The organism is Bradyrhizobium sp. 132 (assembly GCF_023074185.1).
GTDB lineage: Bacteria > Pseudomonadota > Alphaproteobacteria > Rhizobiales > Xanthobacteraceae > Bradyrhizobium.
In genome coordinates this window covers 219,104-235,322 of sequence record NZ_JADPKY010000078.1, presented here as the reverse complement: position 1 = coordinate 235,322, position 16,219 = coordinate 219,104, and the positions used below count along the sequence as shown (strand labels likewise).

The 16,219-nt window shown below is 62.9% G+C and carries 9 protein-coding genes; 7 read left to right on the top strand and 2 right to left on the bottom strand.

Annotated features, from left to right (window positions below; translation table 11 throughout):
* Nucleotides 1-194 precede the first annotated feature (194 nt).
* From IVA74_RS13665 to IVA74_RS13640, 6 genes are all read left to right on the top strand, one after another.
* A complete protein-coding gene (locus IVA74_RS13665; protein WP_247344238.1) occupies nucleotides 195-1,070 on the top strand; it encodes a branched-chain amino acid ABC transporter permease in 876 nt (291 codons plus the stop codon).
* Between the two features lie 5 nt (nucleotides 1,071-1,075).
* Nucleotides 1,076-2,227: a branched-chain amino acid ABC transporter permease gene (locus tag IVA74_RS13660; RefSeq protein ID WP_247344235.1), complete on the top strand. Its 1,152-nt coding sequence runs from the start codon at nucleotides 1,076-1,078 to the stop codon at nucleotides 2,225-2,227.
* On the top strand, nucleotides 2,224-2,982 hold the full coding sequence (locus IVA74_RS13655; RefSeq protein WP_247344232.1) for an ABC transporter ATP-binding protein: 759 nt from the start codon (nucleotides 2,224-2,226) through the stop codon (nucleotides 2,980-2,982). Before IVA74_RS13660 ends, IVA74_RS13655 begins: the two co-directional genes overlap by 4 nt.
* Nucleotides 2,983-2,985: 3 nt before the next feature.
* On the top strand, nucleotides 2,986-3,774 hold the full coding sequence (locus tag IVA74_RS13650) for an ABC transporter ATP-binding protein (protein WP_247344230.1): 789 nt from the start codon (nucleotides 2,986-2,988) through the stop codon (nucleotides 3,772-3,774).
* 125 nt (nucleotides 3,775-3,899) lie between these two features.
* A complete protein-coding gene (locus tag IVA74_RS13645) occupies nucleotides 3,900-5,738 on the top strand; it encodes an AMP-dependent synthetase/ligase (protein ID WP_247344227.1) in 1,839 nt (612 codons plus the stop codon).
* 80 nt (nucleotides 5,739-5,818) lie between these two features.
* The gene (locus IVA74_RS13640; RefSeq protein ID WP_247344223.1) at nucleotides 5,819-7,018 is read left to right on the top strand and encodes an ABC transporter substrate-binding protein; all 1,200 of its coding nucleotides are present in this window, start codon (nucleotides 5,819-5,821) and stop codon (nucleotides 7,016-7,018) included.
* Between the two features lie 163 nt (nucleotides 7,019-7,181).
* Here IVA74_RS13640 and IVA74_RS13635 read toward each other — a convergent pair whose 3' ends face one another.
* A complete protein-coding gene (locus IVA74_RS13635; RefSeq protein ID WP_247344220.1) occupies nucleotides 7,182-8,306 on the bottom strand; it encodes a lysozyme inhibitor LprI family protein in 1,125 nt (374 codons plus the stop codon).
* A gap of 126 nt (nucleotides 8,307-8,432) precedes the next feature.
* The gene (locus IVA74_RS13630; protein WP_247344217.1) at nucleotides 8,433-9,164 is read right to left on the bottom strand and encodes a transglutaminase-like cysteine peptidase; all 732 of its coding nucleotides are present in this window, start codon (nucleotides 9,162-9,164) and stop codon (nucleotides 8,433-8,435) included.
* Between the two features lie 742 nt (nucleotides 9,165-9,906).
* Between IVA74_RS13630 and IVA74_RS13625 the strand changes: the two genes are divergently transcribed.
* Nucleotides 9,907-16,113, top strand: a complete 6,207-nt coding sequence (locus tag IVA74_RS13625) for a VCBS domain-containing protein (protein WP_247344213.1) — start codon at nucleotides 9,907-9,909, stop codon at nucleotides 16,111-16,113.
* The last annotated feature ends 106 nt before the right edge of the window (nucleotides 16,114-16,219 follow it).

Sequence of the window (16,219 nt, the reverse complement as noted above, 5' to 3'; positions counted from 1 at the left end):
GTGAATCGCGCTGCCGCAAATTCCGTCATCCGGATTGGACTAAAGGCAAGTCACCGTTTGTTGACAGCGCTTGGCGGTTCAGGCTGAATTGGCCAAGGGACGAATGGCGCGAAAACGACTGCGTAGCGACTGAACACAAGATGCGGCAAGGCGGTCAGGAAGAACCGCCGGTTGTATCGGGAGGATGCGCGGCGATGCTGGATTTCGTTCAGCAGCTGGTCAGCGGTGTTGCGCTCGGCTGCGTCTACGGCCTGATCGCGCTCGGTTTCGTGCTCGTCTACAAGGCCACCGAGGTCGTCAATTTCGCCCAGGGCGATTTGATGATGCTGGGCGGCTTCTTTGCCTTCACCTTCATCGGCATGTTGGGCCTGAACTACTGGGTCGGCTTTGCCGGCGCGGTGGCGGCGATGGCGCTGTTCGGTATGCTGGCCGAGCGCGTGGTGGTGCGGCCGATCCTCGGCTATCCGCAATTCTCCATCATCATGGCCACCATCGGGCTCGGCTATTTCCTGCGCTCGGTCGCCGGCATGATCTGGGGCACCGACGATTTCAAGATCGACACGCCGTTCAGCCAGGGCGTGCTGCGGATCGGCGCGCTGGTGCTGGCCTACGACAAGCTCTCGGTGATCGCGGCCACCGTCATCCTCTGCACGTTGCTCTGGCTGTTCTTCAACAAGACCATGCTCGGCACCGCGATGCGCGCCAGTTCCGAGAACATGCTGGCAGCCTATTACATGGGCATCCCGGTCAAGCGCGTGGTGTCGATCGTCTGGGCGATCAGCGCTGCGGTTGCGACCTGCGCCGGCGTGCTGCTGGCGCCGATCACCTTCATCCATTCCAATGTCGGTCTGGTGCTTGGCCTGAAGGCGTTCCCGGCCGCCGTGCTCGGCGGGTTCGGCTCGATCCCCGGCGCCGTCGTCGGCGGCGTCCTGATCGGCGTCATCGAGAGCATGGCCGGCTTCTATCTGGTCGAGGGCTGGAAGGACGTCGCGCCCTACATCGTGCTGCTCGCCGTGCTCCTGCTGAAGCCCGAAGGCCTGTTCGGCCGTCACGTCCGCAAGAAGGTCTGAACGCCATGCGCTTCCTGTTCAAGACCGACTATGAAGACGACATCAAGCTGTTCCCGCATTCGGGCTATTTCGTCTCATACGGTCTCCTGCTGGCCGTGCTGCTGATCGCGCCCTATGTGCTCTCCAGCTATCTGATGAGCCAACTCGTCTTCGTCTGCATCTATGCGACCGTCGGTGTGGCGCTGCTGATTTTGACGGGCTTCACCGGGCAGGCCTCGCTCGGCCATGCGGCGTTTCTCGCGATCGGCGCGTATACGGCGGCGTACTTGCAGAAATATGGAGTGCCGTTCCCGGTCTATTTCCTCGCGGCCGGGCTCCTGACCGGTCTGATCGGTGCGCTGGTCGGCTTCCCCGCGCTGCGGCTGCAAGGCATTTATCTCGTCATCGCCACCATCTCCTTCGCCTTCATCGTCGAAGAGATCCTGGCGCGCTGGGAGAGCGTCACCAACGGCAACGAGGGCATGCGGATCAAGGCGGTGGCGCTGTTCGGCGTCACAGTCTCGCGCGACAGCCCGACCTTCTATTTCCTCTGCCTTGCCCTGCTGGTGCTGACCATCGTCGGCACGCTCAATTTGCTGCGTTCGCCGACCGGGCGCGCCTTCGTCGCGATCCGCGACAGCGAGACCGCGGCGCGGAGCATGGGCGTCAATGTCGCGCTGTACAAAGTCAAATCCTTTGCGATCTCGGCGGCGATCACCGGCTTCGCCGGCGTGCTGTTCGCGCACAAGCTCTCCTTCATCTCACCGGAGATGTTCACGCTGCAGCTCTCGATCGAGTTCATCATCGTGATCCTGATCGGCGGCACCTTCAGCCTGCACGGCGCGGTGTTGGGGGCGATCTTCATCGTGATGATCGATCCGTTCCTGACCTACCTCAAGGACGACATGCCCGGCATCATCGCCGGCATTGCCGCGATGTTCGGAGCAGGCACGCAAGGCGCGGCCAACATTCAGTCCAAGGTCGCGGCCTTCGCCTCGCTCAATGGCCTGAAAGGCGCGATCTACGGCATCATTATCGTATTGTTCGTGCTGTTCGAGCCGCTCGGGCTCTACGGCCGCTGGCTGAAGATAAAACTCTTCTTCCAGCTGTTCCCACTCTACAAGCGCGCCACCTTCAAGCGGCAGAAGATCTATGTGAAGTCGGAGCGCAACCGATGAGCTATTTTCGCGCAGAGAATCTGTCGCTGCATTTCGGCGGGCTGAAGGCGGTCGATGCGGTGTCGTTCGCGGTGGAGAGGGGCGAGATCCTCTCGATCATCGGACCCAACGGCGCCGGCAAGAGCTCGATCTTCAATTTGATCTCGCGGATCTACCGGCCGACCTCGGGCCGCATCTTCTTCGAGGACCAGGACATCACCGAGCAGCCGCCCTACGACATCGCAAGGCTCGGCATCGCCCGCACTTTCCAGAACATCGAGCTGTTCGAGAATGCCACCGTGCTGTCGAACCTTTTGGTCGGCCGCCACCGGCATTCAACCACGCAGCTCTGGCAGGAGCTGTTGTTCCTGCCAAGCGTGCGCGCGGGCGAGAAGCTGCATCGCCGCCGGGTCGAGCAGGTGATCGAGTTCCTCGATCTCGAGCCTTATCGCGACAAGCTGATCTCCGGCCTTCCCTATGGCGTGCGCAAGGTGATCGAGCTTGCGCGTGCGCTGTGCTCGGAGCCCAAGCTGATCCTGCTCGACGAGCCGTCCTCGGGCCTCAACGTCGAGGAGACCGACGGCATGTCGTTCTGGATCCGCGACCTGAAGAACGATCTCGGCGTCACCGTGCTCATGGTCGAGCACGACATGTCGCTGGTCAACCGCGTCTCCGACCGCGTCATTGCGCTGAACTACGGCCGGGTGCTGGCCACGGGCTCCCCCGCCGAAGTGCAGCAGCACCCTGACGTCGTCGCCGCGTATTTGGGAGCCTGACGCATGGACGCCGCCGTCACGCCCGATATCATCTTGAAGCTCTCCAACATCGAGAGCTATTACGGGCCGATCATGGCGATCCGCGGCATCTCGTTGGAGGTGCCGCGCGGCCGTATCGTCACCCTGCTGGGCGCCAACGGCGCTGGCAAGACCACGGTGCTGAAGACCATCTCCGGCATTCTCGATCCGCAGAAGGGCGCCATCGAGTTCATGGGCAGGCCGATCCAACGCATGGAGGCGGACAGAATCGTGCGGCTCGGCCTCAGCCACGTGCCGGAGGGACGCGAGGTGTTTCCGTTCCTCTCCGTGCGCGAGAATCTGATGATGGGCGCCTATCCGCGTAGGGATCGTGAGGGCGTTGCGGAAGATCTGGAGCGTGTCTACGGCTATTTCCCGCGTTTGAAGGAGCGCATCAACCAACCGGCCGGACAGCTCTCCGGCGGCGAACAGCAGATGCTCGCGATCGGCCGCGCGCTGATGAACCGGCCGACGCTGCTGCTGCTCGACGAGCCCTCGCTCGGCCTGTCGCCGCTGCTCGTGAAGGAGATCTTCTCCATCATCCGCCGGGTCAACGAGGAGCAGGGCATGTCGATCCTGCTGGTCGAGCAGAACGCCAAGGTTGCGCTGGAGACGGCGCACTACGGCTATGTGCTGGAGATCGGCCGGATCGTGATGAACGACACCTGCGACCGCTTGATGCATTCCCAGGACATCCAGGAATTCTACCTTGGCGCCAAGGAAGCGGGCGCGCGAGGCGAGCGGCGCTGGAAAAAGAAGAAGACTTGGCGTTAAAGCAGGCGTTAGAGCAAGACTTGGTGTTAGAGCAAGACTTGGCGTTAGATCAGGATACCCGCCCGTAACAATAGACCGCCGGCAAGGCAGGCAGCGGAGGGGAGCGCGACAAGGAGGAGACGTGCATGGCCCGACAGGCGGTGCTGACGGTCGCTGACACCATCGCGAAAAGCTTTTTGCGCGCCGCGGAGACGCGGGGCGATAGGCCGGCTATACGCGAGAAGAAATTCGGGATCTGGCAGCCGACGAGCTGGCGCGAATGGTTGGAGATCTCGAAGGAGATCGCCTACGCGCTGCACGCCATCGACTTCACGCCTGGCGACGTCGCCTCCATCATCGCCAACGCCGTGCCGGAATGGGTCCATGCCGACATGGGCATTCTATGCGCCGGCGGCGTCTCCTCCGGAATCTATCCGACCGACGCGTCGTCCCAGGTCGAATACCTCGTCAATGATTCCCGGACCAAAGTGATTTTCGCCGAGGACGAGGAGCAGCTCGACAAGGTGCTGGCCTGCCGCGCGCGCTGTCCGTCTCTGCAAAAGGTCATCGTGTTCGACATGGAGGGCCTCAGCGGGTTCTCCGACGACATGGTGATGTCGCTCGACGAGTTTCGCGCGCTCGGGCGCAACTACATGGCGGGCCGCGAGGCGCTGTGGCAGGAGATGGTCGACAGCCGCAACGCGGGCGATCTCGCGGTTCTCGTCTATACATCGGGCACCACGGGGCCGCCCAAAGGCGCCATGCACGCCAACCGCAGCGTCACGCATCAGATGCGGCACGCCAACGATTTCATCCCGGCGCGGGAGGACGACGATCGGCTGATCTTTCTGCCGCTCTGCCACGTCGCCGAACGGATCGGCGGCTATTACATCTCGGTCGCGCTCGGCTCGGTGATGAACTTTGCCGAAAGTCCGGAGACCGTGCCTGACAATCTGCGCGAGGTGCAGCCGACCATCTTCCTCGCGGTGCCGCGCATCTGGGAAAAATTCTATTCCGCCATCACCATCGCGCTAAAGGATGCGACGCCGTTCCAGCAATGGGTCTACCGCCGCGCCATCGGCATCGGCTATCGCATGGTCGATTGCAGGATCGAAGGAAAGGCGCCGCCGCTGTCGTTGCGCATCGCCAACGGCATCGCTTACCGGCTCGCATTCCGCAACATCCGCCGCATGATCGGGCTCGACCGTTGCCGCGTCGCCTTCACCGGCGCGGCGCCGATCGCACCGGATCTGATCCGCTGGTATCTCGCGCTCGGAATCGACATCCACGAGCTCTACGGGCAGACCGAGAATTGCGGCGTCGCGACCATGATGCCGGCGGAGCGGATCAAGCTTGGCTCGGTCGGCAAGGCTGTGTCGTGGGGTGAGGTCGCGCTGTCGCCCGACGGCGAGATCTTGATCAAGGGCGACTTCCTGTTCATGGGCTATCTGAACCAGCCGGAGAGGACAGCCGAGACCATCGACCATCGCGGCTGGCTGCATACCGGCGACGTCGGCACCATCGACAATGAAGGCTTCGTCCGCATCACCGACCGGATGAAGGACATCATCATCACCTCCGGCGGCAAGAACATCACGCCTTCCGAGATCGAGAACCAGTTGAAATTTTCGCCCTACATCTCGGATTCCGTGGTGATCGGCGACAAGCGGCCGTACCTCACCTGCCTCGTGATGATCGACCAGGAGAATGTCGAGAAATTCGCCCAGGACCACGACATCCCATTCACCAATTATGCTAGCCTGTGCCGCGCGACGGAGATCCAGGACCTGATCTGGCGTGAGATCGAAGCGGTCAACGCCAATTTCGCCCGCGTCGAAACCATCAAGAAATTCTATCTGATCGAACGCCAGCTCACTCCGGAGGACGAGGAGCTGACGCCGACCATGAAGCTGAAGCGCGGCTTCGTGAACAAGCGCTATGCCGCCGATATCGAGGCGATGTATCTCGCGCGGGCGGTGGCTTGAACAATCTCGTTCGAAAAACAGCGAAGGAGTGATGGCCCCCACCCTTCGCATCATGCGGGCCCCAAGGAGAGGAGACGTCAATGTCGAGATCGTCGAGAGCGTTCGGCTTTGCGGTAGGCGCGGTGGTGCTCACCAGTCTGCCCGCCGCAGCGCAGACCAAGGTCACCAATGAAGGCATCTCGGCCTCCGAGATCGTCATCGGGACCCATCAGGATCTTTCAGGGCCGATCAAGGTCTGGGGCGTGCCGGTCTCCAACGGCATGAAGATGGCCGTCGAGGAAATCAACGCGGCCGGTGGCGTCCAGGGACGCAAGATCAGGATGATCCTTGAAGACAACGGCTACGATCCGAAGAAGGGCGTGCTGGCCTCGCAGAAGATGGTCGAGCGCGACAAGATCTTCGTCATGATCGGCTCGATGGGATCGGCGCCGACGCTGGCCGCGCAGGACATCCTGTTCGATGCCGGCGTGCTCCAGCTCTTCCCGCTGACCGCCGCCGAGTTCACCTTCAAGTTCGACCCGGCCAAGCCGCAGGAGCGGCTGAAGTTCAACAACCTCTTGCCCTACGTCGAGAGCACGCGCGCCGCGCTGAAGTACATGGTGGAGTGGAAGAATTTTGGGAAGCCCTGCATCATGCATCAGGACGACGAGTACGGAAAGAACGTTCTCGACGGGTTCACCCAGCAATTGACGGCCATGAAGCTGCAGCCGGCGTCGGTGACGAGCTACAAGCGCGGCGCCTCCGACTTCAGCGCGCAGATCGCCAAGATGAAGTCGGACGGCTGCGACCTCGTCGTGCTCGGCACCGTGATCCGCGAAACCATCGGCGCGATGACGGAGGCGAAGAAGCTCGGCTGGGACGTCACCTTCCTGGGGGCGACGCCGACCAACGTGCTGGAAGTGCCGGCACTCGGCAAGGACGCCGTCGAGGGCCTCTATGCAGCGTCAGGCTTCGAGATTCCCTACGAGGACACCGCCAAGGGCAAGGTCCACGACTGGCTCGTCAACTACAAGAAGATGTTCAACACCGATGCCAACACCCAGGCGATCATCGGCTACAACGCGGTGACGACGTTTGCGTTCTACGCCAACAAGGCGGGCAAGGATCTGACCGGCCAGAAGATGCTGGACGCGCTGGAATCGGGCGACAAGTTCCTCGACATCTTCAACTCGCCGCCGACCAAGTTCTCCAAGACCGACCACCTCGCCAACACCATCACCCAGGTGCAGCAGGTCAAGGGCGGCCGCTGGGTCCTGGTGAAGGACAATCTGATGTTTTGATCGGATCGCTCTTGCGGCGCTAACGGTGCACCCTCGTCCCTTGCGGGAGAGGGTGGATCGCCGCGAAGCGGCGAGCCGGGTGAGAGGTTCCCTCCTCGCGAACAGTCTTGCCCTCATCCGGCACCATAGCCGATGCGAAGCGTCGGCGTTCTTTAAGGACGATTCACGATCCCCCACCCGCGGTGCCGGAATTCACCGGGGCCAGTTCGTCTTCCCGGCAGCGCCAGCCGTCGGCGGCTTTCACAAACGCAAAAGTGCGCTGGATCCTGAGGCGGCGTGTGACGTTGAAGGCGTCTGAGGAGCGCTCCTTGTTGCCGCCGCCAGGCTGTGGACGACCCGTCCTGGCGTCCCAGCAGGTGCCCGTGCAGGCGGACGCGACCTTGCTGCACATGGTGAAGGGCGCCAGCACAACCATCTCGATCTCGCCCGTGACCTGCGCCTCCTGCTCGGTCACCTGGCTGTCGAGCGCGTAGACGCGGTTGATGCGGAGGAAGTTGCCGCAGGAATTGGCCGCGTGGATTCGCGCGGCGCAGAAGTCGACGGCGTCGGTGTCGGGCAAGCGGGCTACGACCTGTCGGCCGAACACCTTTTTCGGATCGCCTTTCGCCGCGCCAATCTCGCCGGCCTTGTGCTTGAGATAGCCGGCGAGACAGTCCTCCGCCGACTCGAGCTCCCCGAGCGGCACGTTCTCCTTGCCGACCAGATTGCATTTGCGATCGCGCTCCCGCGTCCACCGGCCATATTCGGCGAAGGCAAAGCGTGCCGCTGTCGGATCGAGCTTGCCGATCAGTCTGAGCACCTGGCTGTTCAATTCGGTCTCGGCAAGCGCCAGCGACGGGTCCGCACAGACCAGCGCACCCGCTGCGGTGTTGGCCGCGAGACAGTCGAAATCCGGATCGCGCACGATCGCTGCGCGCTCCTCGGTCACCTTGAGGAGGCATGCCTTCACCCGGTCGAAATCGTCGGTGCGGATTGCGGTCTGACCGACGATGCCGCAACCGAGATTGCGCTGGCGGATCCAGATCGCGTTCTCCTCGATTCCAGGCAGGCGATCGGGCAGGCGGGCAAGCCGCGCCTCGATTCCCGTGCTCAGCTTCTCTGCGGCGGCGGCAAGCTCGGCATCACCGCAGAACAATTGATTACCGGGATCGCGAATCTGCTGGCAGTTGTTGCTGGCGAACAGCGGCAGCCTGTCGGCGACGGAGCGGTCGGAGGTGCCTGATTGCGCGAAACCGGGTGCCGCCGGCAAAGCCAGCAGCGCAAGCAAGGTCAGCACGATGAACCGCATTCCAGTCGCCCCCGCATAGCCGCGGCCATGCTAGCGTCCCGGATCGCGCGGCGAAATGGCTTTGTGGCGGGGTGGTTGGGCTCGTAGCCGGGATTTCGCTGCGTTCCGTCCGGGCTACAACATCACTCAATGCGCCTCGGCGGCGATCATCGAGAACCGCACGGGTTCGTCGACATATTTCATCACGGCCGACTGGTAGAGCACGAACAGCGGCTGGTAGCTCCGTGCAGCGTCGTCCTCGACCATTGCCATGCGGCGGTTGTCGAGCATCAGCCAATGGCCGTCGAGCCGTGCGGCGGCAACCGCATGCTCTTCGCTGGCCCTGACGTCGCGCACCACGACAATGCGAAGGTCTTCGGCGGCAACGCCCGCGAGCCGCAGGGCGGCGAGCTTGGCAATGGCATAGTCCTCGCAATCGCCGGCGCCGCGCGCGAAGGTCGCGAGCGGCGAGCTCCAGACGTCCTCAGAACCGTCATTGGCGGCACGGATAGCCAGGTTGATGGCGCGATTGGTTTCGCCCAGCAGAGCGCGGCCGTCACGGCTGCGGGCCTGGTCGACGATGGCGATCAGTTTCAGCGCGGCGGGCGAAGCGCAATTGTCCCGGTCGCCGTCGCACAGCGCGAGCTGCACCATGTCGTCATCGAGCCTGGACTTCAGCGCGAACCATTTCTGTTGCAGGCCGCCGGCGGAGGTGGCGAAGGCGAACACGCCGAACGGCTCGGCGGATTTGCGCACGAGGACACCGGCTCCCGGCGACAGCAGCGTGCCGGCGCGAAGCTCGGCGGCCGATCCGAGCAGGATCAATCCGCACAGCACAATAATTGCGCGCCAAGCGCGCGAGCGAGCAGCGGTCTCCATCTGACATCCCCTTCCGGCTTCGCCAGGTCCCCCTCGACCTGGTCGTGCGGGCTTTGTTGCTTTCGCGGAGATAGTGCGAGACGGGCTGTTTTGTTCTGCTTAACGCGCCCGGCTGAGGTCCCACAACCGGGTAACAGGCTGAAATCGGTCTGGCCCAATTGCATAAAATTTTACGAATCGGGGACTAGGTAAGAGGCCGCCTGCCGCGAAATCGGACGAATTGCAGGTACTGGTTGTGCCGCGGCCGATTCCGCGCCCTATGGCTAACGACCCGCTATTTCACGGGTTCTGTTAATTGGGTCACAGATTTGGCTCCGTATTTGCCGCAGTATGTTGCGGGGCACCACGAAGGCTAGATGACACAAGTATTCGTTGTAAAATTTATACGAGCGAATACAGGAGGGTACCGAAAATGGGCTCGGATAAGCAATCATATACTTACAGATATTTCGATAAATACGCTGCTTCCTCTAAGGTGGCGGGGCCTGGCAGGGGCGTCGACCGCTGGGTGATGCGAAATCACACAAGCAATAGATGGTTTCGCTAGGGACTTGGTAATGATAAGCAAGCTTAGGCGATCGATACTTACTTAGATTTTAACCCTTTTTTTGGTGCCCGGTTGAATTACGCTGGCATATTTAACGCCGCGATTTCCTTGGATGGCGGGGGTTCCCACTCGCCCTCCGACGTCCATGTCGATTCCTTTACGGGCAAGCCTTTTATCGCGAAGGCGCAGGGTCACGTGCCTGATGGTGCGTTCGTTGTTCCCGATCCAAACCTGATCTTCAACGGCGAGTACAAGCGCGCAGGCAGCGATCTCGTGCTGTCCCACGACGGTCACGAGTTTATCGTTCACGATTATTTCAGGGGCGACAAGCGCGCGGCGCTCTCGTCGCCGGATGGCGCACACCTCAGCGGCGACATCGTCAACGCGCTCACGGGCCACGTCCAATATGCGCAGGCCGCGTCCGGCATTGCCGCCGCCCAGGTCATCGGCCACGTCACCAAGCTGTCCGGCAGCGCGACCGCGGTCCGCAACGGCGTCTCCATCATCCTGAACAACGGCGACAACGTCGAAAAGGGCGACGTGGTCTCGACCGGCGGCGACTCGACGCTCGGCATCACCTTCATCGACGGCACGGTGTTCGGCCTGTCCTCCAATGCGCGGATGGTGCTGAACGAGATGGTCTACGACCCCAACGGGTCGAACAATTCCTCGCTGCTCAGTCTGGTCGCAGGCACCATCACCTTCGTTGCCGGCGAGACCGCCAAGCATGGCGACATGAAGATCGACACCCCGGTCGCCACCATGGGCATCCGCGGCACGGCGGTGCTGAGCCAGATCCACTTCGTCGTTCCCGCCGGGGGCGGTGAACCGCAGCCGGAGGCGAGTTTCCAGGTGCTGGTCGAGCCGAACGGCACGACCGGCTCCTACATCCTGTTCGACAAGGTCACGCTGCTGCCGATCGCGACGGTCAACCAGGCCGGCCAGATGATCCAGATCAGCGGCGGCAACGTCTCGATCAGCAATGCGCTGATGTCGCCGGACGTCCAGAAGCTGATCACGGACGTGTTCACGCTGAAGTTCACCGACAACAACACCAACACCAAGCTGACCACGAACTTCACCGACTCGATCACACAGACCAGCTACGATATCTTGCTCAAGACGCCAACCGGCGCCACCGCGATTGCGACCTTCGCGAACCTCAATCCGCAGGGACCGCAGGGCCCCGGCACATCCACGTCGACCAGCAACCGTATTCCCGGCCCGCCCGACGCGCGCACCCTCGATCTCAACGGCAATGTGACGTCGGAATTCGCGCTGACCGAGCGCGCGAACACGACTGGCGACACGACGCATTCCGACACGATCTCCGGCCTGATCACCTTCCTCGACCAGAACCTGGGTGACCGGCCGACGGTGAGCGTGAGCCTCGGCGACGCGCCCAACTACGTCTACAAGGACGCCGGACTGCACGATGTCACCGGATCGCTCACCTCGCTCCAGAAGCAGGACATCGCGGCGACGCTGATCAACATCGACGTGGTCGCCAAGGGCGGCAACACCAACACCGGCTCGGCGGTCTGGACCTACACGATCCCCGACCACGTCTTCGACTTCCTCGCGGCTGGCGAAACGCTGACGCTGACCTACACGGTCCGCATCGCCAACAATTTCACGGTGAGCCCGGACACCGCCACCAGAACGATCACCATCACGATCACCGGCACCAACGACAAGCCGGTGATCACGAGCAGCGTTCCGACCATCACCTTCGAAGGCGGCACCAGCGTGGCGGGTGGCCCGCTCACCAGCGAGGTGCCGACCTCGGGCACGCTGACCTTCAAGGATGTCGACCTCACCGACACCCACACGGTTGCGGTCAAGCTGACAAGCGCGACGCTGCCTGACGGCACCGTGCCGCCGGGCCCGCTGGCGCTGTTCCAGAGCGCGATGTCGGCCGCGATCGCGGCCGGCGCCGACAGCAAGGGCAGCGGTACCGGCACCATCAACTGGTCGCTGGCCGACCTGCCCGTCTATCTCGCCGACTTCATCCCGAAGGGCGAGGTGCTGACGCTGGTCTACACCGTGACGCTCACGGACGCGCAAGGCGCCACCTCGCAGCAGACCATCACCGTCACGATCACCGGCACGGACGCTGCCGCCGTGGTGTGGATCGCGACCGACAAGGCCGGCGCTCCCTCCGGCGGGTTCTGGAAGGACGCCGCAAACTGGGAAACAGGCACCGTCCCGACCATCGACGACGACGTCATCGTCATCACCGATCAGCTGCACGGGCTGACGCCGTCCTATCCGGTGACGATCGACACTGCGGCCTATGCCAAGTCGATCACGATGAACGATTTCGGCGGCCCGCCGCCGGAGGTGATCAACAAGAGCTTGCTGACGATATCAGGCGCGCTCAACATGAGCGCCGACTCGATCTTCACGAACTCGGCGGCCGGCGTGATGTCGGTCGGCGGCAAGGCCGAGATCCTCGGCACGAGCGTGCTCACCAATGCGGGCTATCTGACGCTCGCGGGCGGCGGCGATTTCGCCAAAGGCACCACGATCACCAATTTGGGCATGATCGAGCTGTCGGGCGGCACGCTGAAGACGCTCGCCTTGATCCACAATGCCGGCGGCATGCTGAAGGCCGATGCCGGTACGACGCTGATCGTCGATACCGCGACAATCGACGGCGGCACCGTCGCCATTCTGGGGACGCTGGAGCTCGACGGCATCAGCCTGATCGAGAACGGCACGCTGAACAATTCCGGTGCGGTCAACGTCAAGGGCGCGGCGAAGTTCGCCCATGAGACCCTCTCCAACACCTCCAGCGGAACGATCAAGGTGCTGGCGAATGGCTGGCTGACCATCGACCAGGGCTCAGGCGTCACCAACACCGGCAACGTCACGGTCGATGCCACCGGCAAGCTGACGGTCAACGGGACCACGATTAGCGGTGCCGGCACGGTGACCGACGACGGCGAGATCGACCTGACCGGTAATGCCGTGCTGAGCGGCGGCGTGCTGATGAATAACGCCGTCTTCAAGGTCAGCGGCACCGGCAACGCGCTGGATGGCGAGACCGTCACCAATGCCGGCACCATCGAAGTGCTGGCCAATGGCGTGCTCGCGATCGATCACGGCTCGACGGTGAACAATTCGAGCGGCAGCGTCATTGTCGACGCGACTGCCGCGCTGACGCTCGACCACGCCACGATCAGCGGTGGTGCCATCAACGGCGGCGGCACCATTCACGTCACCGGCGCCAGCAAGATCGACGGCGGGGCTACGCTGAGCGTTAGCGCGGTCACCGCCGATGCCAAGCTGACGCTGGACGGCGTCACGGTGTCGGGTTCGACGATCACCGACAATTCCAGCATCGAGCTCGACAACACCGTCAAGCTCAAGGACGCCGCCAAAATCCAGGGCGGCGCGATCACCAACAACGGCACGCTCGAGATCGCCGGCGCCGCGACGCTGCTCAACGATGTCCTCACCAACACCGGTCACATCGTCAAGGTCAACGATGGCCAGACGCTGACACTGTCCGGCACCGAGATCACCGGCGGCACCATCGACAATTACAGCGTGCTGGGCGGCACGATCGGCGTCACCGGTGACAGCAAGATCGACGGCAATGCGACCTTGAACAAGGGCGCCGTCGCGATCGAGACCGGCGTCGCGCTGACGCTCGACGACGCGATCGTTGCGGGCACCGCGATCACCAATGGCGGCACCATCAAGGTCGATACCAGCAAGAAGCTGACGCTGGCAGGTGCGAGCCTGACCGGCGGCACGCTCACCGTCGCTGGTACGCTCGCATCCTCCGGCATCACGAGCATCACCGACGCCAACATCTCGAACGGCTATCTGCTCGAATCGACCCTCGGCGGTTTGCTGACGCTGGTGGCGACGACTCCCGCCGCAGCCATCACGAACAGCGGCATCATTCGGGCCAACGGCGCCAAGCTCGATATCGACCACGAGACCGTCGCCAACACCGGCACGTTGGCTGCCATCAACACCGGCACGCTGAAGCTGATCTCGGCGACAGTGACCAATACTGGCAGTGGCGCGGTGTCGGTCGAGTCCGGCTCGACGCTCGATCTCGTCGGCGCGATCATCGACGGCGGCACCGTAACAATCGCAGGCACGCTGGAATCGACCGGCGCGAGCGCGATCAACGACGCCGACATCACCAACACCGGCAGCATCACCGTCAGCGGTGGTACGCTGACGATTGATCCCGGCACGGTTCACGCCATCACCAATCACGGCCTGATCGAGGCGACGGGCGGCGGCACGCTGAAGCTGACGACCGCCACGATCGCCAACACCGGCGCGTCGATCACGGTCGACTGCACCTCGAAGCTCTACCTGACCGACGTCACGATCAACGGCGGCAGCCTGAGCAATGCCGGCAATCTCTACAGCGCTGGGCTCGATACGGTCACAGGCTGCGTCACCAATACCGGCATCATCGAGGTCCAGAGCGGCACGCTCGACCTTGCGGGCGGCATCGCCGGTTCAGGCAAGGTGATCGTCGATGTCGGCGCGACGTTGGAGTTTTCGGGCGCGACCGGTTCGATCCACATCGTCAATTCCGGCTCGATCGTGGGCACCGGTGGCAATGCGGCGATCCACATCCAACAGGATACGACCGGTTCGGTGATCGACAATTCCGGCACCATCGGGCCGGCCGCCGCCTTGAGCGCAACCGATGCGATCGTCGAGACCGGTGGCAGCCTCACGATCAACAACACCGGCCACATCAACGGCAACATCTCGGTCGCCAGCGCGACCTTCAATAACGACTCCGGCGGCACCTGGACCGTCGCCGGCACGAGCGTTTTCGGCAATGCGTCGTCGATCGTCAATGACGGTGTCATCGATCTCCTCAACGGCGCCTCGATCTCCCTGAGTGGGCCCGGCCTCGTCAATCACAACCACATCGACAGCTGGGGCACGGCGTCGATCTCGGGCACCATCGCCAATACCGGCAGCATCGAGGTCCATGATGGCGAGCTGTCGCTGTTCGGATCGCTGTCGGGCACGGGCTCGGTCACCGTCGATGCCGGTGCGCTGTTGAAGCTCGAAGGCACGGTCGCGCAAACGATCAACCTCGCGGGCGACGGCGCCGCGCTTGAGATCGATACGTCGACGTTCGGCGGATCGATCGCAGAGCTGTCCGCGAACGACACGATCGACCTGTCGACCATTGTTTATGATGACGGCACGTCGGCGACCTATAACGCCGCGACCGGCGAGCTCGTCGTGAGCGACGCCTACCACCATACGATTACGTTGCAGCTCACCGGCGCTGATTACAGCGGTGCACATTTCGCCGGCAGTAGTGACGGCCATGGCGGCACACTGATCACGTTCAACGCGGACGACTATAAGCCGGCTTTCACCGCGGCCGGGGCGACGTTGACCGCAACCGTGCCCGAGCTTGAGAACACCACCAGCTCCTCGACGCTTGACCCGACGCCCACTGCCGCGACCGGCTCGATCGATTTCAAGGACGTCGATCTCACCGATCGGCCGACCGCTTGCATCACGGGTCAGACGGTGAGCTGGACAGGCGCCGATCACATTACCAACCTCTCAGGGTTCCTCACGACGGACCAGATCAACGCGCTCGAGCACGCGCTGTCGCTCCAGAGCACCGGTAAAAACAACGGTGAGGTCGGCTGGAGCTACTCGATTGCCGACGGCACGCTGGATTTCCTCGGTCAGGACCAGACCGTGAAGGTGATGTCCACCGTCATGCTCGACGACGGTCACAACAAGACCGACACGGCACAGGTCACCGTGACGATCACCGGTGCGAACGACGCGCCCGCGCTCAATATCGACCAGGCCAGCGTCACGCAAGTGGGCGATCAGGTGACAGTCCATGGCCTGTCGGTCGCTGATCCCGATACCAACGACGCTTTCACGATCGCCGCCACCGCGGCATCGTGTGCCAGTGTGACCCCCTCATCGGGATGCGGCTCTCTGGCCATCATCAATTCGGCGCTCCAGACGTTGACCTACACCGAGGCAAGCAGCGGCGGGCCTGCGACGGACGAGATTGCGGTCAATGTGACCGACGCGCACGGCGCCAGCGACACGGTCAATTTGATCTTCAATCTGACGGAAACCGCGGTCAGCCTCACCGGCACTTCAGATAAGGACGTATTCTTCGGGACCGTCTATCAGGACCAGTTCGTGTTCGCGACCAAATCGAACCACGATACGATCGTGAACTTCACGTCCGGCACGGACCATATCGACCTGTCGTTCGTCGGAACCTCCAACGTTTCCGACTGGATGGCTCACCATGTGGCCGCGTCAGGGGCAGACACCCTGATCACGATCGATGCAGCCGACACCATCCTCGTGAAAGGCGTCAGCCTCCAGACGAACGATTTCATCCTTCACGTCACCTAGCGCGCCGCCCCTCCCCGAAAACTGTGTTTCTTTCCGCCTTGGCCGCGGCAAAAAATCCATAATCCTCCACCGCCAGGGAATAGCCAATCGCGGTCCCGCGCTCCAT